Below are 26,581 nucleotides of genomic sequence, written 5' to 3'. Positions count from 1 at the left end.
TTAGCGTCCCCCAGCCTGTTGTTTTTCTGGTCGAAGACTTGAACCATCAGACCCTAAATTTTCAATATTAAGCGTGGTAACAATGCGTTGTTTTGATCCATCCTGAAAATGAATAACGGTATCAATATCAACATGATCATCATCCGAATAAAGTCGATCGATGATATCCCCATATTTATCAGCAATCACACCGCGTCGTACCTTACGTGTCCGCGTGAGTTCGCCATCATCCGCATCCAGCTCTTTATATAACAGCAGGAATTTTTTGATCTGTTGCGCCGGTGGCAAAGTCGCATTCACGATCTCCACTTCCTTCCGCAACTGTTCATAGACAGCAGGTTGCGCAGACAAATCGGTATAGGTCGTAAAACGAAGACGCCGCTTTTCAGCCCATTTGGACACAATAGGATATCGAATACATATTATCGCAGTTAGATAGGGTTTATCAGCCCCCAAAATAACAGCCTCAGCAACGTAAGTTGAGAATTTTAATTTATTTTCAATGTATTGCGGCGAAAACTTCACACCGGATGTTGTGCTTGCCAAATCCTTGATACGGTCGATAACAACTAAATGTCCGTCATCGTTAAAATAGCCAGCGTCCCCCGTCAGGAACCAACCATCATCCCCAAAAGTCTCTTTACTTGCTGCCTCGTTTTTATAATAGCCCCGCATCATATTGTCGTGGTTGACAACGATCTCACCAAGACCTTCTTTATCCGGGTTATCGATCCGTAATTCGACACCAGGCATAGGAGAGCCAACCGTTTCATGGTTCACATCATCAGCTTTATGAATTGTGTGGGCCCCAAGTGCCTCTGTCTGCCCATAAAGTTGACGCAAGGGAATCCCCATAGAGAGGAAAAATTTAAAAGTATCGGGCCCCATCGCAGCACCACCCGTCGCCGCGGATTTTAGATTTTTAAATCCGAGACGATCGCGGAGCGCACGCATCAACAACCATTCAGCAGCAGAGGATTTCTGTCCGTTTTCCAAGGCCTCTAAAGCTTTTTTAGCCCCCCAATCATACATCTTTTGTTTCCAGGGGCTGGAATCCATCATTCTCGCCCTGACGTCGGCGGCAATTGTTTCCCAAACCCGAGGCGCCAAGAGTACGAAACTGGGTCCAACTTCCCGCAGGTCAGCCATCACAGTCGACTGTTCTTCGGGGAAGTTGACTTTCATGCGAGAGATTAAATTCCAAGCCACAGAGTACATTTGTTCCATCACCCAGCTTAGGGGAAGAACAGCAAGGTATTCGTCTGCCGAGGTCTTGGGATCAGCCCGCAGATACGAAGCTGCATGCCCCAAAAACGCCCGGTGCGGCCACATTGATAACTTGGGATTGGATGTCGTTCCTGATGTTGTACAAAGCACCGCAACGTCATCTGTATTTGTCTCACTGATCAAAAGATCATAGGCATTACCGTCTTGATCCAGCGATGCTTGTCCTAATTTCTCCAGATCTTCCAATGACATTAATCTAGGATCATCATACTTACGCATCCCGCGGGGATCAGTATAGATGATATGTTTGATTGATGGGATCCGGTCTTCCAGATTAAGAAACTTATCTACCTGCTCTTCGTCTTCGGCAATTACGACCTTTGGCTCTGTATAGTCCGTAAGATAGGCAATTTCATCTTCCAATGCATCGCGGTAGATACCCATACTCATTGCACGACAGGCATGTGCAGCGACTTCGCCCCAAACCCATTCAACCCTGTTGTCACCAATCAGGACAACCGTGTCACCTTGGCTAACCCCTAATGAAGCCATTCCAAGGGCCATCCGTCCGACGTGGTCGTTGAAATCTTTCCAGGTGAAGCGATTCCAGATTCCGAATTCCTTTTCACGTTGCGCAACATCATCTGGAAAATGAGCAGCATTGTACGCAAGAATTTTTGGGAGCGTGTCATAGACTTCAACGTCAACTTGGTCAGAGGCTTTTGCATTCCAGGCAATATCATTACCGGCAATTACGTGTGCATTACCAACAACACTTAGATCAGGCTTTTTTTCTTTGTTACTCATAGTGCTGCCGCCTCTGCTTCATCATCATGGAGTAACTCATCTTCTTCCCCCAAATAAGCATGCTTAACATGCTCATTTTCCATGACTTCCTCTGGCAGGCCTTCGGCTATTTTCTTGCCGAAATCCAAAACCATCACGCGATTTGATATATCCATCACAACCCCCATGTCATGCTCAATCATAACAACGGTGACACCTAGTTCTTCGTTAAGATCAAGAATGTATCGGGCCATGTCCTCTTTTTCTTCAAGGTTCATACCCGCCATCGGCTCGTCCAAAAGAATAAGATCCGGATTAATAGCAATTGCCCGGGCAAGCTCTACGCGTTTTCGAAGACCATAAGACAATGTTCCCGCGGGCTCATTTCTCACATGCTGAATTTCAAGAAAATCAATTATGTCTTCAACATCGCGCCGATGCTTTAGCTCTTCTTTTCTCGCCCCGCCAATCCAGTAAAGCATGCCCGTAAAAAAGTTATTCTTCAGCAGGTGGTGACGGCCAACCATGATATTATCGAGTACAGACATATGGCTAAAAAGCGCCAAATTCTGAAAGGTTCGCCCAATTCCCATTGCAGCACGATCGTTGATTGATCGCCCAATCAGGTTCTTTCCCCGATAAATAATTTCACCTTCTTGAGGTTTATACCGTCCAGAAATGCAGTTAAGCATCGAGGTTTTACCAGCCCCGTTGGGCCCGATGATAGAGAAGACCTCTCCTTTGCGGACAGAAAAACTGACATCAGTTAAAGCCCGAATTCCGCCAAAGCGAAGGTTAATACCTTTCGCCTCGAGCAACATGTCGCCCGATTGAACCAAACAACTTCTCCCTGTCCGCGACAAATCTTGCCACTATCCTATTGGCATCGCGAAAATTCTTTTCACACGAGTGAAAGGAATTCGTCGACACACGGTTCGATGACCTTGCAGGTCACGTCTCTAACAACTTGAACAGGTTTATTTTTTTAATTCATCCAAACGTTGTGATGCGACAGCAGTTACACGCGCCATTTCCGAGAGAATTTCATCAATATCTTCCCTCTTCTCCACAAGCTTGGAACGATGTTTAGCAATACACTCGAGCAAACGTTGAATTTGACCACTCTCACCAGGTTCCAAATCATACATTTCGATGATTTCTCTGATTTCGGCCAAGGAAAACCCCAAGCGCTTACCACGCAAAATCAGTACTAATCTTGCCCTGTCACGCGAAGTGTATAACCTTTTTCGCCCTTCCCGATGTGGGTTGAGTAAATTTTTGCCCTCATAAAACCTCAAGGTTCGGGTTGTAATCCCAAACTCATGCGTTAGTTCCGTGATGCTATACAAGCCCTGTTCATTCATACTTTATCTTTGTAACATCTTACGTAAAGGTCAATTAAATTATTATTTTCCCAGATTATTTTTAGAGGCAGTTAGCACAAGACAACGTTTCCATTCCAAGAAAACCACCTCTTAACCACCTGATATACAATAATATTAACTGAAAACACTACATATACTGGTTACTTGACAACAATAATGACATCTGCTTATTTGCAGATAAACATATAAATTTGCATCCAAGATCTGCAAAAAAGCAGATTTTTTTCTTTCTAATGCTAGAATCCTGAAAATAACCTGTTAAATTCTGGATATTCGACCTTATTTATTCATTCGAAGACAATAGATTTTGTAATTTTATTACCTAGACAACACTATCAACTTCATCAGCAACTATACATCTGCTCACCTAAGCCGAGGCCAAGCTGCAAATTCAACCTGACCTCGACCAAGAGATTAAGCGTAATACATCCGCTTAATCTATCTCTTTACCAAGGATACCCGGTAAAACCAGACCCTATTGGTGGGTCCGGGTCTGCAGGCAATCCGATATCCCTACGGATTGATGCAGGAAGATTTCGAACATCACCAGAGATGCCTTTTGCCTGGATACGAGAAAAAATATGAATAAAGAGCTTGAAAACTCTAGCCATGACTTACTCCATAAAATGAAAGCACGACCGCTCGATTTGAATAGTTACTCGTGTAACACTCAGAATTTAAACATTATCCTCCTGATCACAGGATAAAAACCCATCTCAATTCCCCTCCCCAAACCTTTGGGGACAGTAATTAAAAGCTCAACAAATGAAGACACTCAAACCACCATTAAGGTGACAAGAACTCCATAAGCAAAACAAGTTTGTCAGGTCGTATTTTTAAATTTTGTGTGAAAAGGTGAAATACTATTTTTCGAACAGTCAGTGCCAATTAGATGTGACACTCAGCAGACGAATTTCTCAGTTTGTTATGACCGAGAACATCCACGAAATGCTGATCCGAAAACACGAGCAACAAAAGCTTTGAGAAAACGATTCCCGAAAGCGCTCGTGCGGGTATATGCAGAGGCTAAAATACGGGTCATAAATCGTTCCTTGTCAAAGCTTAAAGTAGTTCACAAAGGACAAATACCCGTATTGGATTTATTTGCCAAGTATTAAAATTATGCGGAAAAGCAATTTCAACAAAAGTGTTACCAATCAGCAACACATACTGTTGCACTTTGTCCATACCGCTAAATTTTCATCAGCTTCTTATAGCTTATATCGAACATTTGGGTATTCTTGTCGCCAGTCTTTCGGGCTTAGTCCCGTTACCCTTTTAAACTCTCTGTTAAAGTTCGATTTGGTCTGGAAACCAGATTCCAGCATAACATTCGTGATGGTATCATTTGTATCTGCCAGACGGCGGCAAGATTCTGCAACCCTATACTCATTAATAAACTGAGATACATTCTGTCCCTTCAGTCGATTAATCGCCCCTGATATACGTCGGGAAGTAATACCGCTTTTTCGGGCAAGACGATTCAAGCTTAAATTATAGTCTTGGTAAATTGCTTTCTCATCAAGCAGCTTTTCTATTTTAATCAAAACGTCCTGATCTTCCGGTTCGATACCACGACTTGATTTCGGATCCTCAATGTCACCGTTTGGATCTGACACAGTTTGCCCGACAACGGATGCCGCAACCCCCAAAACGAATAAAGCAGGCACATTCGCAAACGAGACAACCATTCCCGAGAGTTGACCATCCATAAATCGAAAATCATAGGAAATAAAAATATCAACGCCAGCAAAGGCGATCAGAATAAGAGACGTCACCCATAGGGCCAAATGAGTACGAGGAGCTTCGGACAATCGAACAGCATTCAGGCGATCAGGCCCGGATAACGCCAACTTTAAAAGGATCAGCCCATAAAACAAGTAAATTACAATTAAAACGATATCAATCGGGTCGGGCCATACCTGGACCAGGGCTACAACCAGAAGAGTTGGTAAAAGATGATACCAATCTTTTAAAAAAGAGATTTGTCCTCCTTGATGAACAAAGCTCCGAAAGCTCAACCATGCTAGGGATGCCCAACTTGCAGCTAAAATTGATTGTAGAGGAAGAAATGTCAGTATGCCGTATCCCCAACGTACCCCAATCAGCACAGAAAGAACGGCGTAAAGAATAATCAAAATTTGAAAAAGACGGCTTTTCTGCAGAGTTCCCCCGCTCAAAATTCCTTGAGCAAGAAATATAAGTAGCAACAAAGCCACAACAAAAGAGAGAGGAATAAATAGCATAAAGACCTAATGAAAAAAGATTTATCGGACAGAAGCTGTGCACATAGTCTGAGAGAAACATAACCAAGTACGAAAACAAAGTCATAGCGATTATGACTAAATCGCGATTCAGAACGACCTAAATCACGTTTTAGGTCTTAGTTTTCAACCAACGCTGTCAAAACCAAAGAGCAACTCTAAATTCCTCTTCCATGAAAGAAAAGGTGTCATAAATTGAAAGCTCTTATATCCCTGATAAGCACACTATTCGTATTAACCACTGGATACGCACAGGCAGCAGGATTCCAACGAATATTCGTAACCGACCCTAACGATAGGATTATAGAGGTTGGTGTCTGGTATCCAAGCGACAGTGCGTCTCCCAATGAAGCAAACACGCCCTTTCGCCAAGCTTTAGCGCTAGATAGCCCTGTAAAGCCGGGCTCTCATCCTCTAATCCTGCTTTCCCACGGTTATGGCGGCTGGATGGGCGGGCATGCCAGCACAGCGAAAGCACTTGCCGATGCAGGCTATGTTGCAGCAGCACCGACCCACACCGGAAACAACTATGAAGACGAGAGTTACCCTCCACAACGCTGGATGCTGGATCGTCCCCGACATATAAAACTGACCATAGATCATCTGCTCAACGACTGGGCTGGCAGGGCAAATATTGATCCAGCCAGAATTGGTATTTTTGGGTTTTCTGCCGGGGGCTACACTGCATTAGTTTCAAGTGGTGGCGTTCCAAACATCCATAGACTGCTTACTCATTGTCAAAAAAATCCATCGGAAATCGCCTGTAAACTTGGCATAAATAACCAACCAGCCATTACTGAGCTGGCAAAACTTCCTGTTAATGACTGGCATCACGACCCAAGGATCTCCGCCGCAGTCGTGGTCGCGCCGGGTTTTGGCTTTGCCTTTGACCAATCGGCATTAAAAAGGATCACACTCCCTCTTCAACTCTGGTCCGGGACAAATGATCTGAATGTACCAACAGAAAGCAATGCTGATCTGATCTTTAAATCTCTTCCCCAGGAACCGGAATATCATCTGGTTAAAAATGCCGGACACTTTGCCTTTCTCTCTCCCTGCAATCCTGTTCTGCAAGAGCAAAATCCAAGGGTTTGGAATATGGTATGCGTCGATGCCCCCACTTTTAACAGAAAAGAATTCCAAAAAGAATTTAATGAAGAAGTGATCAGGTTCTTCAATAAAAACCTTACTGCCAGATAGAAGAGATATTTCCTGAAGTTTATTACCTTTTCATCAAAACTGTTGAGCGCGACAGATCTCGTTCAACAGTTTTTTGATCTTGAGTTGGTATTATCCATTCTCATCCACGAATCAACCCTCAAAAAAAAGCGCAAACAAAACAATACCTTAGACTCATTATAAATAAATATTTATAAATTTACCTATTCATAGATAGATAAATTTATTGACAATTTTCTCAACACTACCATTTTAAAGAAACAACTCACCTACCTATAGATAGATTGGATAAATTAATGACTGATACGGTTGCGATAATTGTTGGCGGTTCAAGTGGAATGGGAAAAGAAACAGCACGGGCCTTACGGAACAAGGATCAAAATTTGATTCTCGTTGGTCGGGATCATACAAAACTCGAAGCGGTCAAATCAGAATTGGGGCAAAATGGATCAGGTCAAATTGAAATACATGCTGTTGACCTTCAAGATACAGATCAGGTTCAGCAATTCATTTCAACAGTAAAAGCAGAGAAACGTCATATTTCACGGCTGGTTAATGCCGCAGGGACCTTTAAACCCGTCACGTTTCTCGATCATAATCATGATGATTTCGATAGCTACCACAACTTGAACAAAAGCCTGTTCTTTATAACACAAGCCGTTGCAAAAAATATGAAAACACATAATGGTGGTTCAATTGTAAATATTGGATCCATGTGGGCAAAACAGGCGATCAAAGCAACCCCTTCTTCTGCCTATTCCATGGCAAAAGCAGGATTGCATTCTTTAACACAGCATCTGGCCATGGAACTTGCAGAGTTCAATATCCGGGTAAATGCTGTTTCACCAGCTGTTGTTGTGACGCCGATCTTTAGTTCTTTTATCGAACCGGATCAAATTGAAGACACGCTCACCGGGGGATTCAGCGATTTTCATCCGATCGGCCGTGTCGGCCGGCCAACTGATGTCGCTGAAGTAATCAGTTTCTTGCTCTCGGATGCTGCATCATGGGTCACGGGTGCAATTTGGGATACTGATGGCGGAGTAATGACGGGTCGTAATTAAGTACTAAACTGCTCAAAACAGAACAGGCTTTAATCAACACGTCACGATGATGTTTAAAGTCTGTTCTTTGTATCGGCACGATGCTTAACCACTGAAAGACCCCCGATAATAAAACGAAAACTGAAGGTTACCAAATGAACAGGCTCCCTCTCGTAATCATTGGTGGAGGTTTAAGCGGATTGTACCTCGCCTACCGTCTGGCCCAACAGGGAGAAAACTTTCTACTCCTTGAAGCGCGTGACCGCTTGGGAGGGCGCATAAAAACATCCACCCCATTCGACCTTGGACCGACGTGGTTCTGGCCGGGACAGCGGCATATGATGGATCTAGTCCAAGAACTGGACCTCCAGATATTCGAACAGCAAAATACTGGTGATATACTCTACGAAGATCCCACAGTATTCTCAGAACGCTTGTCAGGAAATCAATATAAGATGATCTCATACCGAATTCAGGGTGGTATATCCAGTTTGATCAATAGACTGCAAGTTCAGGTTCCAACGCCACACATCCTCTTGAACCACAAAGCGATTTCTGTTGAAAAGCAAACAGACACAATAGAAATCACAGCAGAAAAGAACGATGGAGTCAGAAAATTTACATGTGAAAATGTTATTTTTGCACTTCCACCGCGCCTGGTTGAAAGCACTATTCAGTTTGTTCCAGAGTTAAACCAGAATATCCGCAAGGATATGCGCGCCATTCCAACCTGGATGGCCGGGCATGCCAAAACACTCATTCGTTTCCAGCGCCCATTCTGGAAGGATCACAACCTTTCTGGACAGGTCTTTAGCCGCATTGGCCCCATGATGGAAATTCACGATGCTTCGTCACCCAATAATAACTATGCACTTTTTGGCTTTCTTGGCGGATCCGGAACACAAAGGCAAACCCTGGGTGAAACACAGCTAAAATACCTGATAACAGAACAAATCCAGCGTCTGTTTGGTAACACAACCCCACAGCCACTTGAAATCATTATCAAAGATTGGTCACAAGATCCTTTTACAGCGACCGTAAAAGATATGGAGCCACTAAAGGCACATCCTCATTACAGAAAACCTGAAAGCCTGAAAGACCTGTGGAGCGGGCAGATTAACTTTATTGGAAGTGAATTAGCCCCGTCCGAAGGTGGATATCTGGAGGGCGCTTTGATTGCCGCAGAAGAATTTCTGAAAGAGATGTCTGTCAAAATGCGGAACACATAAAAGTTTGGGCAGGATCAATATTGCCCCCGCCCAAATCTTCAACACCAACAACTCAGCTACCCAAAAAAGATCATTCTTGTCCCAGGGTAATCTTCTTCTGTTGTTCTCTCATCTGCTGTTTTTCTTCGCGGCGTTTCTCTATAAGTGAAGCAACCTCCCCCCCGATGTGATCAACGCCACGCTGTTCGGAAAGCTCGATTTGCTTTTCGCGCTCTTCAAAGCGTTTTAACTGCTCGTCGGTCAAGCTTTCATAACAATGGTGACAGGAAACACCCTTACGATAGTGTTTGCTTTGTTTGTCTTCTTCGGTAATTGGCATACGACAGGCAAAACACTGATCGTAAATACCTTTTTCAAGGTTGTGTTTCACCGCAACGCGGCTGTCAAACACAAAGCACTCACCTTCCCACAGGGACTCTTCTTCCGGTACTTCTTCCAGATATTTCAGAATGCCACCTTCGAGATGATAAACTTCTTTGAAGCCCTGCTCTTTCAAGTAGGCGGTTGATTTTTCACAACGAATACCGCCAGTACAGAACATCGCAACTTTTTTATCTTTTGCGTCTGAGAGTTTTTCCTCAACGTAGGCCGGAAATTCTCTGAAGGTTGCTGTTTTGGGATCGATGGCATTTTTAAAGGTGCCAATTCCCACTTCATAATCATTCCGGGTATCAACCAGAACCACATCAGGATCTGAAATCAGTTCGTTCCAATCCTTTGGCTTGACATAAGTGCCAACGATCTGGTTCGGATCAATGCCTTCAACCCCCATGGTAACAATCTCTTTCTTGAGCTTTACCTTGGTACGATGGAATGGCATTTCATCGTGATAGGACTCTTTCGTCACCACATTCTTTAGGCGTTCATCTGCGCGAATATATGCATGAAGCGCATCAATTCCTTCTTGGGAAGATGCAACAGTGCCGTTAATACCTTCGCGTGCAAGCAACAATGTGCCTTTGACATCGTGGTGAAGCATGAATTTGTGAAGTGGTTCGCGAAGACTTTCAAAGTCTTCCAAAACGGCAAAGTGGTACAGTGCCGAAACAACAATCTTTGACATTCTCTTTCCTTGTGCGGGCTGGAACGTAAAACCAGAGCTACAATATGTGGCGGCTATATATCAAAGGTGAAAAAAAACATCAAGAACATGCGACATCATAGCTGAGTTGCAGTGTTCCATTTGCCTTAACGACGCTTTCATTCAAGATGGGCGAGCAATACTCTTTAATTAGGCTGTATCAAGTTTGTATTTTTTGAAAACAGCACCTTCCAGTTCTATCTCTTCAATAAATTTAGCGCCAAGTCTTTTCAGCGCTGCGGTTTTTGTCCGGGATAAAGGGAGCAAGAACGTTATAAAAGGGATACGACTGTCAGCTTTGGCAAAGACCAGCGCTTTCTTGGTTATTTTTTGTCCCAGACCAAAGCATTCAGGCTTCAAGACCAGTCCAAAGTCCCATTCGCTGCCTTCTTTCTGGAAACCACCCCATCCGACATAGGTTCCTTGGTACAATATCGCCCAATGTCCCAGCCCATCCCGACGCCAGCATTCCTCTTTGGCAGCAATAAACTTAACAAGGGCATCTTTATCCCACTTGAATGTGAGCAATGGCATATGCTCTGCTACACGCGGATCAGACATATGAGACATAATCTCATCCTCTGACACATCACGCAATTGCACGAAACTAATTTGTTCCTCAGCTCTAACGCCAGTGCCTTGTTTATCGTTTGGATTTTTATCAATTTTTGAATGCATAGGGCTCAAAGCTGCTCTAGTTATAAGAGCACACATTCAAGCACTTGATTTTCAAGGGATCAAGTTACAAAAAGAGTTCTCTTGTCACGGTTTAGTGAAGTGTATCTGAAAAGCACAAACTACCTGAGGAAACCATTGAAGCTCTGGTTGCTCTCAAACAGTAATGCAGACCCAAGTGGTTTTTTACAATTAACGGAAACCCGCGAAATCCTATCAACTCTATAGTCGAATTGACGTTTGCCTACGCTGTAAAATCGCGACAGTGAAAAGGTGCGGCTTTCCCCTTTGTTGAATTCTGATCTTTCGGGTTCGTGCCAAAATCCATTCGCCCCATTCAATAGAACAACACACCCCTCAAGTTTTCGTGTATCCAGGTTTTTCACCCCAATGTTTGTCTTACTCAAACTTATCATCTTCATTTCAAAAGTGTCGCTACTTTCCTTGCACCCCCAAAGAAACGCGATGATAAAAAGCATAACTGCTAAACGTGAGATTTTCCCCAATCTACCCCCCTTACATACTCAACCAACTAAAGATAGGAAAAACGACAGAAACTGTTTATTCTAATATTGTTAACAAGATGCAAAGCTTTGAAATATTTTACGAACCATCGACAAAGATAATTTTTAATGCAACTACGCCAGATGCTACCATCCGACCATCCAGAACTGATAACGTTATTTAAGGAAACACCCGGAGTAACCTTACGCGACGCAGATTCCTATGCAGCAACACAGCTTTATTTGGAACGGAATCCCAACCTCAATTTCGTAGTTGAAGACAAGAACAATATTATTGCCTGTGTCATGTGTGGCCATGACGGGCGCAGGGGCTACCTACAACATCTAATCGTAAAACCTGAATACAGAAAACTTGGACTTGGCGAGAAGCTTTTCAGGGAATGCGTTTGCAATCTCGCGAGGATTGGCATCGAAAAAACCCATATTTTTGTCTTCAAAGATAACGGTATCGCGAATTACTTCTGGCAATCAAAAGGGTGGCAATTAAGACAGGATGTTAACCTTTATTCCTTTGTATCTTCCGATAACATCAACGCATGATAATTGAATAGAACAGATAACTTCAACTTTAACAGACAAAATGATCGTGGCATGAACGCCACAAAATCATCCCGCGTCAGGCTTTTAAAATCTAAATCCTAATAATAAACACTTGTCACACTCTAATATTTCCATTATTCATGAAATATGGAAATATATAAAGCACTATCAATTTTCTCAGCCCTTAGCCAACCTACAAGGTTGGAAATAGTCCGCTTACTCATAAAGTCGGGGGATAACGGTCTATTGGCGGGCGAAATTAGCGAAACCCTTAATATCCGGCCGAATACAGCATCAACAAATTTATTGATCCTGGTAAACTCACACCTGCTACGCAAAGAACGACAAGGGCGGACAATACGGTACTTTGTCGATTTTGAAGCAATGAAGAACCTTCTGACTTTCTTGATGGAAGATTGTTGCGGCGGGAACCCAGAACTTTGCCAGCCTATTATCGATAAAATTGCCTGCACCCCTGACAATGCTCAACAATAACGGCAAAACCTCACCCCTATCCTATAAGTACAAAAAGTAGATCTGAAATGTCGACAGAGAACAACGGTATTGGAATTTTTGAAAAATGGCTTTCACTATGGGTAACATTATCAATAGTTCTAGGCATTGTATTAGGACAAATTTGGCCCGATATCTTTAGCCTCCTTACCTCTTTCGAATATGCACATGTCAACTTCGTCATAGCCGTGCTCATATGGGCCATGGTCTATCCAATGATGGTATCGGTTGACTTTGGTAGTATCCGCCACGTGGCAGAGCAACCCAAAGGTCTCTTTATAACGCTGGTCATAAACTGGCTTATAAAACCATTTACAATGGCAGCTCTTGGCGTTTTCTTTTTTAAGTTCTTGTTTATAGACTTAATAACAGCCCCAGATGCTGATTCATATATTGCAGGGTTAATATTGCTGGGTGCAGCACCATGTACAGCAATGGTATTTGTTTGGTCTCAACTAACCCGAGGTGACGCAAACTATACATTAGTACAGGTCAGTATAAATGATCTGGTTATGATCTTTGCTTACGCCCCCATTGTCGCCGTTCTTTTAGGCGTTACAGATATTCCTGTACCATGGGGTACCCTGGTTCTTAGTGTTGTTTTATATGTTATTGTCCCATTACTGGCCGGAGTGGTAACCCGTAAAATCATCCTCAGCACAAATAGAACAAACAAAGCGATTTCAAATTTCACCGCAGCTCTAAAGCCCTTTTCAATATTAGGTCTTTTGGCAACCGTCGTTCTTCTCTTTGGCTTTCAGGGTAATGTAATACTCGCAAACCCGACACTTATAATTATCATAGCCATCCCACTACTCGTTCAGTCGTATGGTATTTTCGCAGTCGCCTATTTTGCCGCCTGGTTTATGAGAGTACCCTTCCGGATCGCAGCCCCTTGCGCACTTATCGGAACATCAAACTTTTTTGAACTGGCTGTTGCTGTTGCGATAGGTTTATTCGGATTGAATTCAGGCGCAGCCCTGACCACGGTTGTCGGTGTGCTGGTCGAAGTCCCCGTTATGTTATCGTTGGTTGCCCTTGCGAATAGAACCCAAATCTATTTCCCCAGAAAATAAACAGTTCTGAAAATAAACAGTTCTGAAGTCGGTTGGTGTGGCACACAAATTTCAAAGATCAAAGCAATGACAATCACAATTCATCATAACCCAGAATGCGGAACATCACGGAATGTTCTGAATATTATAAGACAGTTTTATGGCGAACCGAAAATTGTTGAATACCTAAAAACAGGTTGGCAGCGTGAACAACTAAATGATTTGTTGAACAAATCCAGCCTAACACCACGACAAGCATTGCGAACGACAAAATCTCCTGCCAAAGAGCTGGGATTACTGGACACGACCGTTTCAGAAACCAGCATCTTCGAAGCAATGCTAGAGTACCCCATCCTCGTAAATCGCCCTATAGTCTGCACAGATAAGGGCACTCTATTATGTAGGCCGTCAGAAACAGTATTTTCACTGATAAACGTTCCTTCTGGCGCAACCTTCACAAAGGAAGATGGCGAAATAATCATCGCATCATAATAATCACAATTCTTTGTATTTCCCTATTAAGATCTCAAAGACATCAAATCCGTGTCCAATAAAACAGCATTAGCATTGGCACCGAAAAAAAGTATTATATTGCAGAAAAATCAATGGGCTGGTTTTTATCTAAAGTACGGGAAATCGTCGGCATGGGATATTTTAAACCAGTTGCACAGTTATAGAGAACCGCCCGATCACTTTCCTTGATACGACCATCCTGCAACGATTGTTTATAGGCCGCATAGGTTGCTGCCCCTTCAGGACAAAGTAAAACACCTTCTTTTTGCGCAACCTCTGCCTGGGATAGAGCAATCGCTTCATCTGTCACCGCAATGGCAAAACCACCGCTTTCACGTACTGCTCTTAAGATTAGAAAATCGCCCACAGCAACGGGCACACGTATGCCTGATGCATGAGTATAGGCATTTTCCCACAGGGGTGCATGCTCCTCTCCATCGTCATAGGCTTTGACAATCGGCGCGCATCCTGTGGATTGTACAGCGACCATCTTGGGCCGCTTGGATCCAATCCAACCAATAGCCTCTAACTCATCAAAGGCTTTCCACATACCAATAAGACCAGTCCCGCCACCCGTGGGATAAAAAATAACATCTGGCACATCCCATCCCAGTTGCTCGGCGAGCTCCAGCCCCATCGTCTTTTTGCCTTCAATACGATAAGGCTCTTTCAGGGTTGAACAGTCAAACCACCCCGTGAGTTCTTTGCCTTCACCAACAATTTTTCCACAGTCATTAATCAATCCGTTGACACGATAGACCTTTCCGCCTTGGTACTCGATCTCGGATACATTCACTTCCGGGGTATCGTCCGGGCAAAAAATCGTCGTTTCCATACCTGCTCGTGTCGCATAGGCCGCCATGGCTGCGCCAGCATTCCCATTTGTTGGCATGGCAAGACGTCGAACCCCGAGTTCCTTTGCCATAGACACCGCCAGCGCCAATCCACGCGCCTTGAAAGAACCAGTGGGAAGCCGTCCTTCATCCTTAACAATCAGTTCCCCACCCTTCCCTGCCAGAGTAGGTAAAGAAAGCAAGGGTGTTATAACTTCGCCCAGACTAACTACGTTTTTGGCCTCTCGCACAGGCAAGAATTCCCGATAACGCCAAAACCCTCCGGGCCTTGCGGCTAACTCATCCTTGGAAACAGCTTGGCTCAAGGCTTCTAAATCATAACGAACCAGAATGGGTTTTCCTGCCGGGGAAAGCCCGTGTAACTGACCTGATTCAAACCTTTCACCTGTATAAGAGCACTCAAGATGTGTCACAAAAGTTGGAAACTCACCCGCAATAGCGGGATCATAAGAAGGCTTGGACGGCATCAAATTTCTCCTAGTATGAATTAAGGGTACGAATTAAGGGTACAAACTAAGGGAATGAAGTCAGGAAGCTGAAATCACAAAGGGTATCTACTAATCCATATCAAGACTATGATTGATCGCCCCAATAGAGACAAAGAAAATTTCTTACACATTTTAGGGACAGCTTTCCTAGATTTGTCTTTTCTGATCACCATTCAAAAAGCACATCTAAAGAAGTTTCAAAAATTTCTTCTTTTGTGACAAATAATTAAGAAAATTAATACACCAAAACATTGTGAATACCAGCTATTCACATTTTGAAGTGTTAAATAGCTTGAAACACCTATTTGCATGGTTCATATCAACGCCAAACGAACCTTTTTATTCAAGAACAAGCGAATCATCATGAGCTACATAAACATAAAAAAAATTCTTTCTGCAGCAACCTTTGCAGCAACCGCATTTGGCCTCTCCTTTTCTGCTGCCAATGCTGAAAGTGACGAAAAGCTGCTATCCACAATCAAAGATCGTGGCACAATCCTGATCGGCCTGGAAGCAACCTACCCCCCCTTCAACTACCAAGATGAAAACGGTGAACTTGTCGGCTTTGAAGTTGATGTGGCAAAAGCTGTGGCAGAACGTATTGGCGTAAACGCAGAGTTTGTCCCGACAAAATGGGATGGCATGCTTGCCGGTTTGGAAACGAAGCGTTTTGATATCGTTACCAATCAGGTAACAATTACCGAAGAACGCCAAAAGAAATATGACTTCACACAACCCTATACCGTATCTGGTATTCAGGTCATTACCCGCGAAGACAAACAGTCAGATTTCAATACCCCCGCAGATCTTTCCGGTAAGACTGTTGGTGTTGGTCTGGGCAGCAACTACGAAGAGTGGCTAAACAAGAATGTACCCGAAGCAAATGTTTCAACCTATGACGACAACGCAACAAAGCTACAGGATCTTCTGGTTGGTCGCCTCGATGCCTTCCTAAACGATCGTTTGGCCGCGACTTATCTTCTCGAAAACTCTGGTGGTCGTATTGTTGCCGCGGGCGAGCCATTTGACAAACAACGCATGGGTATTGCACTTCGCAAAAATAACGCCGACCTTCTTGATGCTTTGAATAAAGCTTTAGATGAATTGCGTGCCGATGGTACACTCGCAAAGATTTCCCAGAAATGGTTTAAATTGGACGCGACAAAATAAACTGTGAAACTGGCCCAGACTTAACCCAAGGCTGCTGACACCCGGCCAAATCAATAAAATGGTAAATTCATGGATGCAATAATCGACCTTATCCTGAAATCAGCTCCCTTCTTGATGACGGGAACTGGCTTTACCGTTGGCCTTAGCCTTGGATCAATGATCCTCGGGTTAAGTCTGGGCTTCCTTATTGCATTTATGCACCTCTCCCCCACCAGGTTAATTCGTTGGCCAGCTATGTTCTTCGTTTCCTTCATCCGGGGGACACCGCTCATCGTCCAACTTTTCCTGATTTACTACGGACTGCCCGAATTTGGTATTAGACTGGACCCTATTCCAGCCGCCCTTCTGGGCCTTAGCCTGAACGTTGGTGGCTACACAGGGGAAATTTTACGCGGGGCAATCCAGTCCGTTGATAAAAGCCACTGGGAAGCAGCCTATTCCATTGGGATGACCCCGGCGCAGGCAATGCGGCGGTCCATCTTGCCACAGGCAATCCGCGTCGCCTTACCAGCCCTGGGCAACACATTCCTCAGCCTCATAAAAGATACAGCGATTGCAGCAACAATTCAGGTACCCGAATTGTTTCGACAGGCACAGCTCATTTCAGCCAGAACTTACGAAGTGTTTGCCATGTATCTTAGCGCAGCTGCGATCTATTGGATCCTCTGTATCATTATCGCCAGACTACAAAATAAAATGGAACAACGATCAAACCGTCATTTGAGGGCGAACTAAGATGGACAGCACAAACAAAGAGACAATGATCGCCGTCAAGGGTTTGAAAAAGTCCTTTGATAACAACCACGTTCTCTCTGACATTGATCTGAATGTACACAAAGGCGAGGTACTTGCAATTATTGGTCCCAGTGGATCAGGCAAAACAACCCTGTTACGTTGCCTCAATTTTTTGGAAACACCCAACGGCGGTACCGTCCGGATTTCAAGCACAAGCGTTGATGCATCACAGGATCTGAAGAAACAAAAAAAGGCCATCCGTGCCTTAAGGAAATCCGCTGGCTTTGTCTTTCAGAACTTTAACCTCTTTCCACACAGAACGGTTCTGGAAAATATTACCGAAGGCCCGGTTATTGTAAAAGGCGAAGAGCCCGGTTCCGCAGCAAAAAAAGCACGTAAACTTCTTAAGAAAGTTGGTTTGGCCAACAAAGAAGATGCCTATCCTTCGGCCCTGTCTGGCGGGCAACAACAGAGAGTAGCAATTGCCCGTGCTCTTGCCATGGAACCCGATGTGATCCTTTTCGACGAACCGACATCAGCCCTGGACCCTGAATTGGTTGGCGAAGTTCTAAACGTCATGAAAGAGCTCGCAACCGAAGAAAGAACCATGGTCATCGTGACCCATGAAATGGCCTTTGCCCGCGATGTCGCAGACCGCGTCATCTTCATGGCCGATGGTCAGATCGTCGAAGAAGCCCCTGCTGAAGAGCTTTTTTCAGCACCCAAACGCGAAAGAACCAAAAAGTTCCTTAAAAAGATACTCGAGAAGCAATAGCTTATTCCCGGACCTTTTTACAGGGCGCCTTCAATCCACAGCTTGATACTCGCTGGCCAGAATTGCGTATAAAACTTCATCCCACCACGTTCCATCCGGCCTTGGAATACATTGTAGAAACTCGCCTTCGCGTCGCATACCAATCTTTTCCATGACACGACAGGAAGCCGGGTTTTGCGGTTGCGCGGTTGCAATAATTCGATGCAGCCCAAGCTCTTCAAACCCTACTTTAATCAAAGCACGGGCAGCTTCGCTGGCATAGCCTCGCCCCTGAAACTCAGGAAGAATAAGCCACCCGATCTCCCAGGTCTTCTCGACAAACCAAAGATGAAAAGTCATCTCCCCAACAACACAGCCAGTGACCTTGTCCTCGACAACAAAATCCTTGGCATCGGCCGTTCCGGAAACCCGTACATAGTCAGCATGTTCTTGATCGCTATACACACCAGACGGCAGCCATTTTCGTAACCCGGCATCCTGGCTCATCCGTCTCGTCGGCTCGAGATCACTGTCCCGATACTGGCGAATACGTAACCTTGGTGTTTCAAGTGGCAAGAGATCAAAAATAGAGCCGGACATGAAGTATACTTGTGAACAGTGAGAAGAATAAATAAGCTATTTACTTAACAAACCCTTGGATCTTGCTCCAGAATATTCCTCTTAGGCTTTTTGTGGAACATCCTGTGCCAGGGCATCCTGCTGCACCCCATAGGATAGCCCGGCACGATAGCTGTACCAGGCAATTAGATGAGAAAGAAGCTGGAAAACACACAACGTTCCAATCGCCGCGTGAGGTCCCCAATTCTCGACAACAAAAACAACAACACCGATCAAGGCCGCTTTCATTCCCAGGAACAAACTGGGGATTGTGGTCATAACCCGCCCAAATACCACAGGATCGATCACAGTCATAAGCCAATTGTTACGCGCAATTCGAAGTGAGCTATTTGCAATCCCGAGAAACAGTGCCAGCCAAATCACCGTAAAAAGGTTCGGCGAAAAGCTTTGTGCCACTAGAACCAGGGAAAAAATACACATGTTAAATAGAATAACCTGTGTCGGAGAACGTGCGCTAAACAGACAGGCATAGGTAAGCCCGGCAACGACAGCCCCCAACCCAAAGATAATTTCATATAGCGCAAGCGTTTCCGCCCCTTCCGACAAAAGAACGACCAAAACGATAGGAACCAAGTAGTTACCAGTTTGAACACAATTGTAAGGTGTCGCACTGCTAAGCACAAAAACTGTCAATTTTGGATGCCGACACAAATAGTTTAACCCAACCATAAATTCGGATAAAAATGACGGTTTGTCTTCAGAAGGCCTAATCTGGTGTTGATAGCTAACAACACAAACCGCAGCAAGAGACACAAAAATAGCGCCCAGATTCAGCATAATAATTTCCTGAAGTGACCAATGACGCAGCATGACGGCTGCAATAGCCCCGGTCACAACAGCCGCGGCCTGCCCCTCCACCTCCATAATAGAATTGACTTTGGCGTAGTGCCCCTCGTCAAAAACCTCTTGAATAAAGGCTGAACGGGCAGATTGATTTAAAATAAAAAACAAACTCCCCAAGGCAAAATACATTGCCATTAAAGGGGCTTGATACTGTTCAAGATAGGACAGTGCGAATAACGCAGCCAATAACAGAAGCAGTACAATGCGGATAGTGATCATCATGCCTTTTCGCGAATAACGATCAACAAAAACCCCAAACCATGGCGCCGTGCAAAAGATAAAAAGGTTCACGGTAAAAGCGACAACACCAAATACGGCCGAACCGTCATTGGAATTGATCAAAAACCAGGGCGTTGCGATCAACGCAACCCCTTGGCCGATTGATGTCATAAAATTTGACAGAACCAGAAGATATAAATTTTTCGAACGAGAAAGAGAGTGCATCTAAAGATATTCCTGTTGTGCCTTTATCAACACCATCAAGAATATAGTTTCCATTAAACCTTGATAATTGCCCGAATAATTGACTTAATAATTCTTTTAAGGAACTAATTATGCGGCGCCCTTCTGATAAATTTCATCTGATGACAGTTTTTCATACTGTTGTACAAACCGGCGCGTTTAATAAAGCGGCAGAAAAAATGGGCATGAAAGCCTCTTCTGTCAGCAAAGCAATTTCGCAATTGGAACAATTGCTTGAGTCTAAACTTTTATATCGGACAACACGAAACCTGAGCTTAACAGATATTGGCAAATACTATTACGACCAGTGTGACCATATTCTAGGAGATGTCGTCACACTTGAAGAAACAATCGGCAGCCTTCAGAACGAACCATCGGGCACCCTGCGCATTACGGCCCCTACCGCTTTTGGACAGTATTTTCTGGGGCCACGTCTGTCGACTTTTCTTGAGAAATATCCAAACATCAACATAGATCTGGACCTGACGGAAAAGCTCCGCGACATCACCAAAGAGGGATATGATCTTGCTATTCGTTCCAGTAAAGGCCTGCCGGACTCTTCGCTTTTTGCCCTGAAGCTGATCGCCCAAAAACGCGTTCTCGTCGCTTCTCCTCATTATATAGAGCAATCAGGACAACCGAAAACGCCCGATGACCTGCCCAAGCATCAGACACTGGTGTATTCCGCAATGGCACAGGCCCAGCGGTGGTCCATGAGCAATAAAACAACCCAATATCATGTCGATATTACACCTAGGCTCAAAACAAATAGCTACTATACACTGCGTGATGCAGCCAGATCAGGGCTTGGTATTGCCAACTTGAACGATTATATGGTGGCTGATGATATTAAATCCGGAAAACTGGTTCACGTTCTGCCGGACTACACCCAAAGTCAGCGCGATCGCTTTGCTGTTTATCAACAAAAAAGAGAACTGTCCCCCAAACTGGATGCTTTTCTCAGCTTTTTGACGGACGCTTTGCATTGCCAATCATAAATACAACAACAACTCATGTTTAAACTTGGGTAACAGGCTCCTCTGATGTACGGCCTGAAATACACCCCCAAAAATACACACGTAAAATACACACGGAATATGAGGGCTCATAAATATAGTTAATGGCTGTTATCACAAATTTTCATTTAAAATATCACACCTCTTGCCTATATCATTGTATAATATGAATTCTGGATAGACGCGCTCCCATTACTGTCCTCGACGGCTATCCAAGAAAAGGAACACAAAATGGCGTATGTCGCAGAGCAAACCGATACAACCGATCTCATCTGGTCCTATATCCGTAAAGAAGCCAATGAAATGCTCGCGAAAGAGCCTGTCTTATCGGGGTTCCTGCAATCTTCCATGCTCAATCATAACAGTCTGGAAAAGGCAATTGGCTACATGCTGTCGGAAAAACTAGGCAACAATGCAGTTCCCGCCCGACTTCTTGGTCAAGTATTTGAAGACGCTTTTTCCGCAGACCCAAGCATAACCCAATCTATCAGATCAGATATCATTGCCGTTTTTGAACGAGATCCCGCCTGCACATCCCATCTGGAACCTCTCCTCTATTTCAAAGGTTTCCATGCCCTGCAATGCTACAGATTAGGCCATTGGCTATGGAATAATGACCGACAGGCTCTGGCGCTCTTTTTGCAAAATCGGATATCAGAGGTTTTTGGTCTGGATATCCATCCGGCGGCAAAAATTGGCAAGGGCATCATGATTGACCACGGTACAGGCGTCGTGATTGGCGAAACCACTGTGATAGAAGACAACGTATCCCTGTTACAGAACGTTACTCTGGGGGGAACAGGTAAAGATACTGGGGATCGTCATCCTAAAATTCGCGAAGGCGCTCTGATCTGCGCCGGGGCCAAGATTCTCGGTAACATTGAAATTGGACGCGGCGCAAAGGTCGGTGCAACATCGGTTGTTCTGGAAGACGTGCCTGCACATTGCACAGCCGTCGGCGTCCCCGCAAAAATTGTCGGCAGCTGCTGCCCGCAACCCGCCCGCGAAATGGACCAAAGCCTACCCAAAATAGACTGATCTTGCTCACTATAAAGTAAATTTAGCAGCACAAATTCTGTTACTCCCCCACAAGGCTTAGCCCTTATTGCAGCCTTGTGGGTTTCCATTGCCCTGTCTGTGCTTGTCGGCAGAATGATTTTTTCTGCCCGTACAGACATCGCTTTGGTAAAGACAGCAAAAGAAAGCGCCCAAACAAAAGCTGTATTAGAGGGCGCAACGGATCCGGATAGCCTGACAGCCGCCGTGCTGGATTGGCGAGACAGAAATGATATTAAGCGGCTAAACGGTGCAGAGCGCAGAGACTACACCGCACAAGGCCGTACCTACGGCCCCGGCAATGGGCCTTTTACAACACTTCAGGAAGTAAAGGGCCTGCTTGGAATATCCCCGGATCTTTTTGAGAAAATTGCCCCTCATATAACCTTGACAAGCCAACAACGCGGCTTTGATCCGGATCTCGCTTCACCTGAATTTATTGAGTTATTATTGGGAGGTAAAGGTGTATTGAGTCATACAAACTCCAATGCACTGCCGCTTGAAATTCAAAATTATCGAACACGCTCGAGACGGAAGATTTTTAGATTGGTTGCCACATTGAATGGAGACCAACAAGGAAGAATGACGCGTATTATTGAGGTAAAATAATACATTATTTAGCTATGCACCTTTATCAAGTAACTCTGCCCGTTCTGTGTCTAAGGCAACAATCACTACAAATTCATATTCTTCGGCAAGTTTTTCAAAAACAATAATTAAGACTTATTGGGTTCGCAGGGTACTCATTCACCTAAAAAAATAACTAATGAAACGATCTCTTCATATCATTTAATGATATGAATTATTGCCAACTTATCTTCTATAGAAACGCACATACACCAAACAGAAGTTACCTCATCAACCGCTACAGGAGTTTCATCCTTAAGATCAAGAATAAATTTTGATTTTGAATCTTCATGCGCTCCTATCGTAATCATATCTATGTCTTCCGACCAGTCACTAATTGCAGCATCAAGAGAAACAGATAAACGTTGGGATATATATGTTCCACCGTCCCACTCAAGAAAAAATGTATATTTTTCCATATTATCGATTACCCTTTGCTTTTCCACTATGATGCTCACCTGTAAAATTCATATCCTTTTTTGCCTTCTCCATTGCTTTCTTAGCTTTTTCCATTTCTTTTTTGACTGCTGGAGTTTTATTGGGCTGGCTTTTCAAAGATTCATATCTCTCTTTTGCTTCTTTATATTTTTTTGCAGCTTCATCTCTCTTCTTTTGATTAGCATGTTTAGCATTTTTCCCTCCCCCTTTCTTTTTTGCTTTCCCCTCCTCTTTTTCATCCCCATCCTCTTGACTAGCCATGATACCGATAGCAATAGCAAGACCTAATCCACAAACGCCAAAATTTGGCATCTCACCTGGTCCTGAGGGGGCTAGAGGTCCCAAAGGATGTAATGGTTCTATATAATTTCCCTGGCACCGCCTCCCTATACACACAGCTTGCAATCCTTTCGGATCAACGTATCTCCTTGGACTTCCATTGGCATAAGCATAGGTATTCACACCCCCAGCCAGTCCGATGGGGTCGACCTGTGTGTATCGGCCTGTGGCAGGATCGTAGTCGCGGTTGTAGTTGTAGTAGAGCGGATGGGTCAGGCTTGATCCGCTGCCGCGCCCGGTTTCTTCATCGACGTATTGACCGGGCATGCGCAGGTTCATGACAGCAGAACCGAGGATAGATTCCTCAGCCCCATAGGGTCTTAACGCCGCATCCCAGACAACCGCGCCCGAACTGTCCACAAGCTTCTTCGGGGTAAAGAGATTATCCCACAGGATATAGGAAATCTCTTGCGCATCATTCTGCACAAAACGCGCCGCATCCGCCGTGCCCCCCCCCTGTTATCCCCAACCCACTCAAAGTAGATCGCATCCGCAACCACCGTTTTACCCGTGTCAGCATTGCGCAGTTCTATGCGATGGTTTTGCCCTGGTACAAAATCATAGGAACCAAGGCTCTTCCAACGTCCACCTTCCTGTTGCTGATCGTGTACAACAACACTGCTACCGCGGGCGTGGTGAATCGTATATTCCGCTTCCTTGGCATAGCTATCCGCAGCCGCCCAACGGGTATAGAGACGATAACGACCCGGCTTGGCCAGACTTGGCGCCCAGGTAAAGACATCTGTTGTCGCTTGCCTGTTGCTGGCCATAGTTCTCGCCCCAATACCGGCCACCTTTAAGCCAGGTATTGGTTGCCCACGCCCCGGTGCCAAAAGCATCCGCAGAGGTGTTATCCAGAACAAAATCACTGGAATCATCCCCGACGAAGGCGGGCGTGTTGATTTCAATGCAGCCCCGAAAGGATTTATCAAACTCTTTTTTGACCGTGCTGGCGCAACAGATCCGGATAGCCTGACAGCCGCCGTGCTGGACTGGCGGGACAGAAATGATATTAAACGGTTAAACGGTGCAGAGCTAACCTCCAATGCAATCCTGAAATGGCAGAAGGATCAAAAGGTAGAGTGGCACTATATCGCCCCCGGAAAGCCTATGCAGAACGGATTTGTCGAGAGTTTTAATGGCCGATTAAGAGACGAATGCCTCAATGAACATCTGTTCTTGAGCTATCTTCATGCAAGGGAATTGATTGAGAGTTGGAGAAGGGATTACAATACTCAAAGACCCCACACCAGCCTCAAGGGGCTAACACCATATGAATATGCTACCAAGTCAACAACAGATCAAAACACAAACACAGCTAACTTATAAATGAGGACACATTGGGGAGCTGGTCACCGGCAATGGGCCTTTTACAACACTTCAGGAAGTAAAGGGCCTGCTTGGAATATCCCCGGATCTTTTTGAGAAAATCGCGCCTCATATAACCCTGACTAGCCAACAACGCGGCTTAGATCCGGAACTCGCATCACCTGAATTTATAGAGTTATTGTTGGGCGGAGAAGGTGCATTGAGTCCGACAAACCCCAATGCACTACCACTTGAGATACAAAACTACAGAACGCGTTCCAGACGGAAAGTTTTCAGGTTGGTTGCAATGTTAAATAGGGAGCAACAGGGAAAAATAGTGCGTGTTATTGAGATTAAATAATGCATTATTTAATTATGCATCTTTTTGAAGAATTTTCTTATAAAGCAACACTGCTCTCTGCGTCTCTAAACCTTCTTTTTTCAATCGATACATAATAGTCTCCAGTGCAACAAGCACATCAGCAATTACGTCAAATTCATACTTCTCGGCAAAACTTTCAAAAACGCCTAAGGCTGTTTCATTGGAATAACATTTGGCAATAAAACTACAAACCCACAGCCGAAAATCAAGTCCATCATATTGAGAAAAATTAACCACAAAAATATCTAATAGTTGATTTTTTTGACTGTCAGAAAGTTTATTTACTTTAGAGTATAAGCTGGCAACAAAGTGATATGAACCCTTCTTAAGACAAAATGAAATATCTTCAAACAGCTCAACATAAAGAGCAAAAATATCATCGGGCATAACTGGAGCCCCAAGAGATTCCATCTCCAGTTCAAATGCAATATCTTCTAAATATTTCTTCGTTTTAGTTAATGGAATTTCTTTTAGTTGTTTGCGATGTTCACTCATATCAGATTCAGAAAATATTTCACCAAGAGTACTCTCATTCTCCAACAATAATTATATCAGACCCAACAAAGTCTATATTTTCCTGCTTTAACCAATCTCTAAAGTGCTCATGTCCAAAATCTTTGCCATGTTCCTTTAACTGATTTTGCGTATATTTTAAAAATTGGATAATTAATTCCAAATCATTACTATTACACAATAATGAAACCTCTTTCATTCTATTTAAATTCTCAGATTCTTCACTATAGCCATAAATTTTCATTTTCATAACAACCTTAGCTTTTAAGAGGTGGAGTCCAACCGTGTTTCTTCAACCACTTTCTAGTTTTATTACTAGGATTGGGTGATCCTTTGTATTTGTCATGAGTTGAACCCGACTGATTAGAACTTGTGCCGTCCTTATAATGTATATGAGGTTCTTGTCCATCAATATGAGGAGGATCAACACGATCTACATCCTTAGGAGCTTGGCCTTTCTCGACTTCCTTTTGCATTTTCCCTGGTCGAGATGGCTCTTTCCCCTTATCACTCCCATCTCCCGGTTCCCCATCACTTTTCTCACTTGGTAAGGCAGGAGGAGGTAACGGAGCACTTGGATCTAATGGGCCAGACGGGACTGGGCAATAATCCTCTCTATTGTGATCCCTCCAGCCTCTCCTAAAGTCATCCCATATTCTGTCAATTATTCCACCTTCACCATTGCGGACTAAAAGGCCATCAAGGTCAATATATCTCTTGGGACTTCCATTAGCATAAGCATAAGTATTCACTCCCCCTGCCAGTCCGATCGGATCGACCTGTGTGTATCGGCCTGTGGCGGGATCGTAGTCACGGTTGTAGTTGTAGTAGAGTGGGTGGGTCAGGCTTGATCCACTGCCGCGTCCGGTTTCTTCATCGATGTATTGGCCGGGCATGCGCAGGTTCATGACCGCAGAACCGAGGATAGATTCCTCAGCCCCAT

29 protein-coding genes and 1 pseudogene are annotated in these 26,581 nt (G+C 44.3%); 14 read left to right on the top strand and 16 right to left on the bottom strand.

The annotated features are described in order from the left end of the window. The 5 genes from WH95_RS06570 to WH95_RS06555 form a co-directional block, all read right to left on the bottom strand. A complete protein-coding gene (locus WH95_RS06570; protein ID WP_082114023.1) occupies nucleotides 1–2,034 on the bottom strand; it encodes a long-chain fatty acid--CoA ligase in 2,034 nt (677 codons plus the stop codon). Next, on the bottom strand, nucleotides 2,031–2,834 hold the full coding sequence (locus tag WH95_RS06565) for an ABC transporter ATP-binding protein (protein ID WP_046504736.1): 804 nt from the start codon (nucleotides 2,832–2,834) through the stop codon (nucleotides 2,031–2,033). The genes WH95_RS06570 and WH95_RS06565 overlap by 4 nt, the downstream gene beginning before the upstream one ends. A 156-nt stretch (nucleotides 2,835–2,990) precedes the next feature. Beyond that, a complete protein-coding gene (locus WH95_RS06560; RefSeq protein WP_046504734.1) occupies nucleotides 2,991–3,377 on the bottom strand; it encodes a MerR family transcriptional regulator in 387 nt (128 codons plus the stop codon). Nucleotides 3,378–3,844: 467 nt separating this feature from the next. Beyond that, complete coding sequence (locus tag WH95_RS21260) at nucleotides 3,845–4,009, bottom strand: hypothetical protein (RefSeq protein ID WP_157845909.1); 165 nt, start codon at nucleotides 4,007–4,009, stop codon at nucleotides 3,845–3,847. Between the two features lie 600 nt (nucleotides 4,010–4,609). Continuing rightward, nucleotides 4,610–5,578, bottom strand: a complete 969-nt coding sequence (locus WH95_RS06555; protein WP_157845908.1) for a helix-turn-helix domain-containing protein — start codon at nucleotides 5,576–5,578, stop codon at nucleotides 4,610–4,612. Between the two features lie 279 nt (nucleotides 5,579–5,857). Here WH95_RS06555 and WH95_RS06550 point away from each other — a divergent pair, with 279 nt between their 5' ends. The 3 genes from WH95_RS06550 to WH95_RS06540 all read left to right on the top strand — a co-directional run bounded on the left by WH95_RS06550 (nucleotide 5,858) and on the right by WH95_RS06540 (nucleotide 9,113). Next, nucleotides 5,858–6,862, top strand: a complete 1,005-nt coding sequence (locus tag WH95_RS06550; protein ID WP_052741843.1) for an alpha/beta hydrolase family protein — start codon at nucleotides 5,858–5,860, stop codon at nucleotides 6,860–6,862. A 275-nt stretch (nucleotides 6,863–7,137) separates the two neighbouring features. Continuing rightward, entirely contained in the window at nucleotides 7,138–7,905 is a 768-nt protein-coding gene (locus WH95_RS06545) for an SDR family NAD(P)-dependent oxidoreductase (RefSeq protein ID WP_046504730.1), read from the top strand. A 134-nt stretch (nucleotides 7,906–8,039) separates the two neighbouring features. Next, a complete protein-coding gene (locus WH95_RS06540) occupies nucleotides 8,040–9,113 on the top strand; it encodes a flavin monoamine oxidase family protein (RefSeq protein WP_046504728.1) in 1,074 nt (357 codons plus the stop codon). A 70-nt stretch (nucleotides 9,114–9,183) separates the two neighbouring features. Here WH95_RS06540 and trhO read toward each other — a convergent pair whose 3' ends face one another. Next, nucleotides 9,184–10,176 (bottom strand): oxygen-dependent tRNA uridine(34) hydroxylase TrhO, encoded by a 993-nt coding sequence (trhO, locus tag WH95_RS06535; RefSeq protein WP_046504726.1) that lies wholly within the window; start codon nucleotides 10,174–10,176, stop codon nucleotides 9,184–9,186. Between the two features lie 168 nt (nucleotides 10,177–10,344). Next, entirely contained in the window at nucleotides 10,345–10,764 is a 420-nt protein-coding gene (locus WH95_RS06530) for a GNAT family N-acetyltransferase (protein ID WP_218044462.1), read from the bottom strand. 737 nt (nucleotides 10,765–11,501) lie between these two features. Here WH95_RS06530 and WH95_RS06520 point away from each other — a divergent pair. The 4 genes from WH95_RS06520 (at nucleotide 11,502) to arsC (ending at nucleotide 13,993) form a co-directional block, all read left to right on the top strand. Beyond that, nucleotides 11,502–11,933 carry a GNAT family N-acetyltransferase gene (locus WH95_RS06520; RefSeq protein WP_046504719.1) on the top strand — a complete coding sequence of 144 codons (432 nt, stop codon included), beginning with the start codon at nucleotides 11,502–11,504 and terminating at the stop codon, nucleotides 11,931–11,933. A 147-nt stretch (nucleotides 11,934–12,080) separates the two neighbouring features. Then, the gene (locus WH95_RS06515; RefSeq protein ID WP_046504716.1) at nucleotides 12,081–12,428 is read left to right on the top strand and encodes an ArsR/SmtB family transcription factor; all 348 of its coding nucleotides are present in this window, start codon (nucleotides 12,081–12,083) and stop codon (nucleotides 12,426–12,428) included. 47 nt (nucleotides 12,429–12,475) lie between these two features. Next, nucleotides 12,476–13,522, top strand: coding sequence for an ACR3 family arsenite efflux transporter (gene arsB, locus WH95_RS06510; RefSeq protein WP_046504714.1), 1,047 nt, complete (start codon nucleotides 12,476–12,478; stop codon nucleotides 13,520–13,522). Between the two features lie 66 nt (nucleotides 13,523–13,588). Next, a complete protein-coding gene (gene arsC / locus WH95_RS06505) occupies nucleotides 13,589–13,993 on the top strand; it encodes an arsenate reductase (glutaredoxin) (RefSeq protein ID WP_046504712.1) in 405 nt (134 codons plus the stop codon). Nucleotides 13,994–14,087: 94 nt separating this feature from the next. Here arsC and WH95_RS06500 read toward each other — a convergent pair whose 3' ends face one another. After that, nucleotides 14,088–15,335, bottom strand: coding sequence for a threonine synthase (locus WH95_RS06500; protein WP_046504710.1), 1,248 nt, complete (start codon nucleotides 15,333–15,335; stop codon nucleotides 14,088–14,090). Nucleotides 15,336–15,719: 384 nt separating this feature from the next. On the opposite strand from WH95_RS06500, the gene tcyJ reads away from it, so the two are divergent. The 3 genes from tcyJ to tcyN all read left to right on the top strand — a co-directional run bounded on the left by tcyJ (nucleotide 15,720) and on the right by tcyN (nucleotide 18,036). Continuing rightward, nucleotides 15,720–16,526 (top strand): cystine ABC transporter substrate-binding protein, encoded by an 807-nt coding sequence (tcyJ, locus tag WH95_RS06495; protein WP_046505355.1) that lies wholly within the window; start codon nucleotides 15,720–15,722, stop codon nucleotides 16,524–16,526. Between the two features lie 69 nt (nucleotides 16,527–16,595). Then, nucleotides 16,596–17,261: a cystine ABC transporter permease gene (gene tcyL / locus WH95_RS06490; RefSeq protein ID WP_046504707.1), complete on the top strand. Its 666-nt coding sequence runs from the start codon at nucleotides 16,596–16,598 to the stop codon at nucleotides 17,259–17,261. 1 nt (nucleotide 17,262) lies between these two features. Then, nucleotides 17,263–18,036 carry an L-cystine ABC transporter ATP-binding protein TcyN gene (tcyN, locus tag WH95_RS06485; RefSeq protein WP_046504703.1) on the top strand — a complete coding sequence of 258 codons (774 nt, stop codon included), beginning with the start codon at nucleotides 17,263–17,265 and terminating at the stop codon, nucleotides 18,034–18,036. A 30-nt stretch (nucleotides 18,037–18,066) separates the two neighbouring features. Here the strand turns inward: tcyN and WH95_RS06480 are convergent, their stop codons facing one another. Further along, nucleotides 18,067–18,615 carry a GNAT family N-acetyltransferase gene (locus WH95_RS06480; protein ID WP_082114022.1) on the bottom strand — a complete coding sequence of 183 codons (549 nt, stop codon included), beginning with the start codon at nucleotides 18,613–18,615 and terminating at the stop codon, nucleotides 18,067–18,069. A gap of 81 nt (nucleotides 18,616–18,696) precedes the next feature. Next, nucleotides 18,697–19,941 (bottom strand): MFS transporter, encoded by a 1,245-nt coding sequence (locus WH95_RS06475; protein WP_046504701.1) that lies wholly within the window; start codon nucleotides 19,939–19,941, stop codon nucleotides 18,697–18,699. A 110-nt stretch (nucleotides 19,942–20,051) separates the two neighbouring features. On the opposite strand from WH95_RS06475, the gene WH95_RS06470 reads away from it, so the two are divergent. From WH95_RS06470 to WH95_RS06460, 3 genes are all read left to right on the top strand, one after another. Next, nucleotides 20,052–20,957, top strand: a complete 906-nt coding sequence (locus WH95_RS06470) for a LysR family transcriptional regulator (protein WP_046504699.1) — start codon at nucleotides 20,052–20,054, stop codon at nucleotides 20,955–20,957. Nucleotides 20,958–21,206: 249 nt separating this feature from the next. Next, the gene (gene cysE / locus WH95_RS06465; protein ID WP_046504696.1) at nucleotides 21,207–22,013 is read left to right on the top strand and encodes a serine O-acetyltransferase; all 807 of its coding nucleotides are present in this window, start codon (nucleotides 21,207–21,209) and stop codon (nucleotides 22,011–22,013) included. A 114-nt stretch (nucleotides 22,014–22,127) separates the two neighbouring features. Then, nucleotides 22,128–22,640, top strand: a complete 513-nt coding sequence (locus WH95_RS06460; protein ID WP_157845907.1) for a type II secretion system protein GspK — start codon at nucleotides 22,128–22,130, stop codon at nucleotides 22,638–22,640. Between the two features lie 176 nt (nucleotides 22,641–22,816). Here the strand turns inward: WH95_RS06460 and WH95_RS06455 are convergent, their stop codons facing one another. The 3 genes from WH95_RS06455 to WH95_RS06445 are packed head-to-tail and all read right to left on the bottom strand — an operon-like array spanning nucleotide 22,817 to nucleotide 24,205. Continuing rightward, nucleotides 22,817–23,077 (bottom strand): hypothetical protein, encoded by a 261-nt coding sequence (locus tag WH95_RS06455; RefSeq protein WP_046504691.1) that lies wholly within the window; start codon nucleotides 23,075–23,077, stop codon nucleotides 22,817–22,819. 1 nt (nucleotide 23,078) lies between these two features. After that, a complete protein-coding gene (locus WH95_RS06450; RefSeq protein ID WP_157845906.1) occupies nucleotides 23,079–23,861 on the bottom strand; it encodes an RHS repeat domain-containing protein in 783 nt (260 codons plus the stop codon). Continuing rightward, nucleotides 23,756–24,205 (bottom strand): golvesin C-terminal-like domain-containing protein, encoded by a 450-nt coding sequence (locus WH95_RS06445; protein WP_046504686.1) that lies wholly within the window; start codon nucleotides 24,203–24,205, stop codon nucleotides 23,756–23,758. The genes WH95_RS06450 and WH95_RS06445 overlap by 106 nt, the downstream gene beginning before the upstream one ends. A gap of 253 nt (nucleotides 24,206–24,458) precedes the next feature. Between WH95_RS06445 and WH95_RS06440 the strand changes: the two are divergent. Further along, nucleotides 24,459–24,764 (top strand): annotated as a pseudogene (locus tag WH95_RS06440) (integrase core domain-containing protein); the annotation flags it as partial. A gap of 352 nt (nucleotides 24,765–25,116) precedes the next feature. Here the strand turns inward: WH95_RS06440 and WH95_RS06435 are convergent. The 3 genes from WH95_RS06435 to WH95_RS21470 all read right to left on the bottom strand — a co-directional run. Further along, nucleotides 25,117–25,620, bottom strand: coding sequence for a hypothetical protein (locus tag WH95_RS06435; protein ID WP_157845905.1), 504 nt, complete (start codon nucleotides 25,618–25,620; stop codon nucleotides 25,117–25,119). Nucleotides 25,621–25,654: 34 nt separating this feature from the next. Beyond that, nucleotides 25,655–25,882, bottom strand: coding sequence for a hypothetical protein (locus WH95_RS06430; protein ID WP_157845904.1), 228 nt, complete (start codon nucleotides 25,880–25,882; stop codon nucleotides 25,655–25,657). A 13-nt stretch (nucleotides 25,883–25,895) separates the two neighbouring features. Beyond that, on the bottom strand, nucleotides 25,896–26,581 hold a 686-nt coding region (locus WH95_RS21470), incomplete at its 5' end, for an RHS repeat-associated core domain-containing protein (protein ID WP_046504681.1).

The sequence above is a fragment of the Kiloniella litopenaei genome (assembly GCF_000982415.1).
In the GTDB taxonomy this organism is placed as follows: domain Bacteria; phylum Pseudomonadota; class Alphaproteobacteria; order Kiloniellales; family Kiloniellaceae; genus Kiloniella; species Kiloniella litopenaei.
This window is presented reverse-complemented; position numbering and strand designations above follow the sequence as displayed.

Bases quoted from the DNA above. Each gene is read 5' to 3' on its own strand.
- WH95_RS06500 (WP_046504710.1), bottom strand. From the start codon at position 15,335: ATGCCGTCCAAGCCTTCTTATGATCCCGCTATTGCGGGTGAGTTTCCA.
- WH95_RS06540 (WP_046504728.1), top strand. From the start codon at position 8,040: ATGAACAGGCTCCCTCTCGTAATCATTGGTGGAGGTTTAAGCGGATTG.
- WH95_RS06445 (WP_046504686.1), bottom strand. From the start codon at position 24,205: ATGGCCAGCAACAGGCAAGCGACAACAGATGTCTTTACCTGGGCGCCA.
- WH95_RS06530 (WP_218044462.1), bottom strand. From the start codon at position 10,764: ATGTCTCATATGTCTGATCCGCGTGTAGCAGAGCATATGCCATTGCTC.
- WH95_RS06480 (WP_082114022.1), bottom strand. From the start codon at position 18,615: ATGTCCGGCTCTATTTTTGATCTCTTGCCACTTGAAACACCAAGGTTA.
- WH95_RS06545 (WP_046504730.1), top strand. From the start codon at position 7,138: ATGACTGATACGGTTGCGATAATTGTTGGCGGTTCAAGTGGAATGGGA.
- WH95_RS06520 (WP_046504719.1), top strand. From the start codon at position 11,502: ATGCAACTACGCCAGATGCTACCATCCGACCATCCAGAACTGATAACG.
- cysE (WP_046504696.1), top strand. From the start codon at position 21,207: ATGGCGTATGTCGCAGAGCAAACCGATACAACCGATCTCATCTGGTCC.
- WH95_RS06560 (WP_046504734.1), bottom strand. From the start codon at position 3,377: ATGAATGAACAGGGCTTGTATAGCATCACGGAACTAACGCATGAGTTT.
- tcyN (WP_046504703.1), top strand. From the start codon at position 17,263: ATGGACAGCACAAACAAAGAGACAATGATCGCCGTCAAGGGTTTGAAA.
- arsC (WP_046504712.1), top strand. From the start codon at position 13,589: ATGACAATCACAATTCATCATAACCCAGAATGCGGAACATCACGGAAT.
- WH95_RS06430 (WP_157845904.1), bottom strand. From the start codon at position 25,882: ATGAAAATTTATGGCTATAGTGAAGAATCTGAGAATTTAAATAGAATG.
- WH95_RS06460 (WP_157845907.1), top strand. From the start codon at position 22,128: ATGATTTTTTCTGCCCGTACAGACATCGCTTTGGTAAAGACAGCAAAA.
- WH95_RS06565 (WP_046504736.1), bottom strand. From the start codon at position 2,834: ATGTTGCTCGAGGCGAAAGGTATTAACCTTCGCTTTGGCGGAATTCGG.
- arsB (WP_046504714.1), top strand. From the start codon at position 12,476: ATGTCGACAGAGAACAACGGTATTGGAATTTTTGAAAAATGGCTTTCA.
- WH95_RS06435 (WP_157845905.1), bottom strand. From the start codon at position 25,620: ATGAGTGAACATCGCAAACAACTAAAAGAAATTCCATTAACTAAAACG.
- tcyJ (WP_046505355.1), top strand. From the start codon at position 15,720: ATGAGCTACATAAACATAAAAAAAATTCTTTCTGCAGCAACCTTTGCA.
- trhO (WP_046504726.1), bottom strand. From the start codon at position 10,176: ATGTCAAAGATTGTTGTTTCGGCACTGTACCACTTTGCCGTTTTGGAA.
- WH95_RS21260 (WP_157845909.1), bottom strand. From the start codon at position 4,009: ATGGCTAGAGTTTTCAAGCTCTTTATTCATATTTTTTCTCGTATCCAG.
- tcyL (WP_046504707.1), top strand. From the start codon at position 16,596: ATGGATGCAATAATCGACCTTATCCTGAAATCAGCTCCCTTCTTGATG.
- WH95_RS06515 (WP_046504716.1), top strand. From the start codon at position 12,081: ATGGAAATATATAAAGCACTATCAATTTTCTCAGCCCTTAGCCAACCT.
- WH95_RS06570 (WP_082114023.1), bottom strand. From the start codon at position 2,034: ATGAGTAACAAAGAAAAAAAGCCTGATCTAAGTGTTGTTGGTAATGCA.
- WH95_RS06470 (WP_046504699.1), top strand. From the start codon at position 20,052: ATGCGGCGCCCTTCTGATAAATTTCATCTGATGACAGTTTTTCATACT.
- WH95_RS06455 (WP_046504691.1), bottom strand. From the start codon at position 23,077: ATGGAAAAATATACATTTTTTCTTGAGTGGGACGGTGGAACATATATA.
- WH95_RS06475 (WP_046504701.1), bottom strand. From the start codon at position 19,941: ATGCACTCTCTTTCTCGTTCGAAAAATTTATATCTTCTGGTTCTGTCA.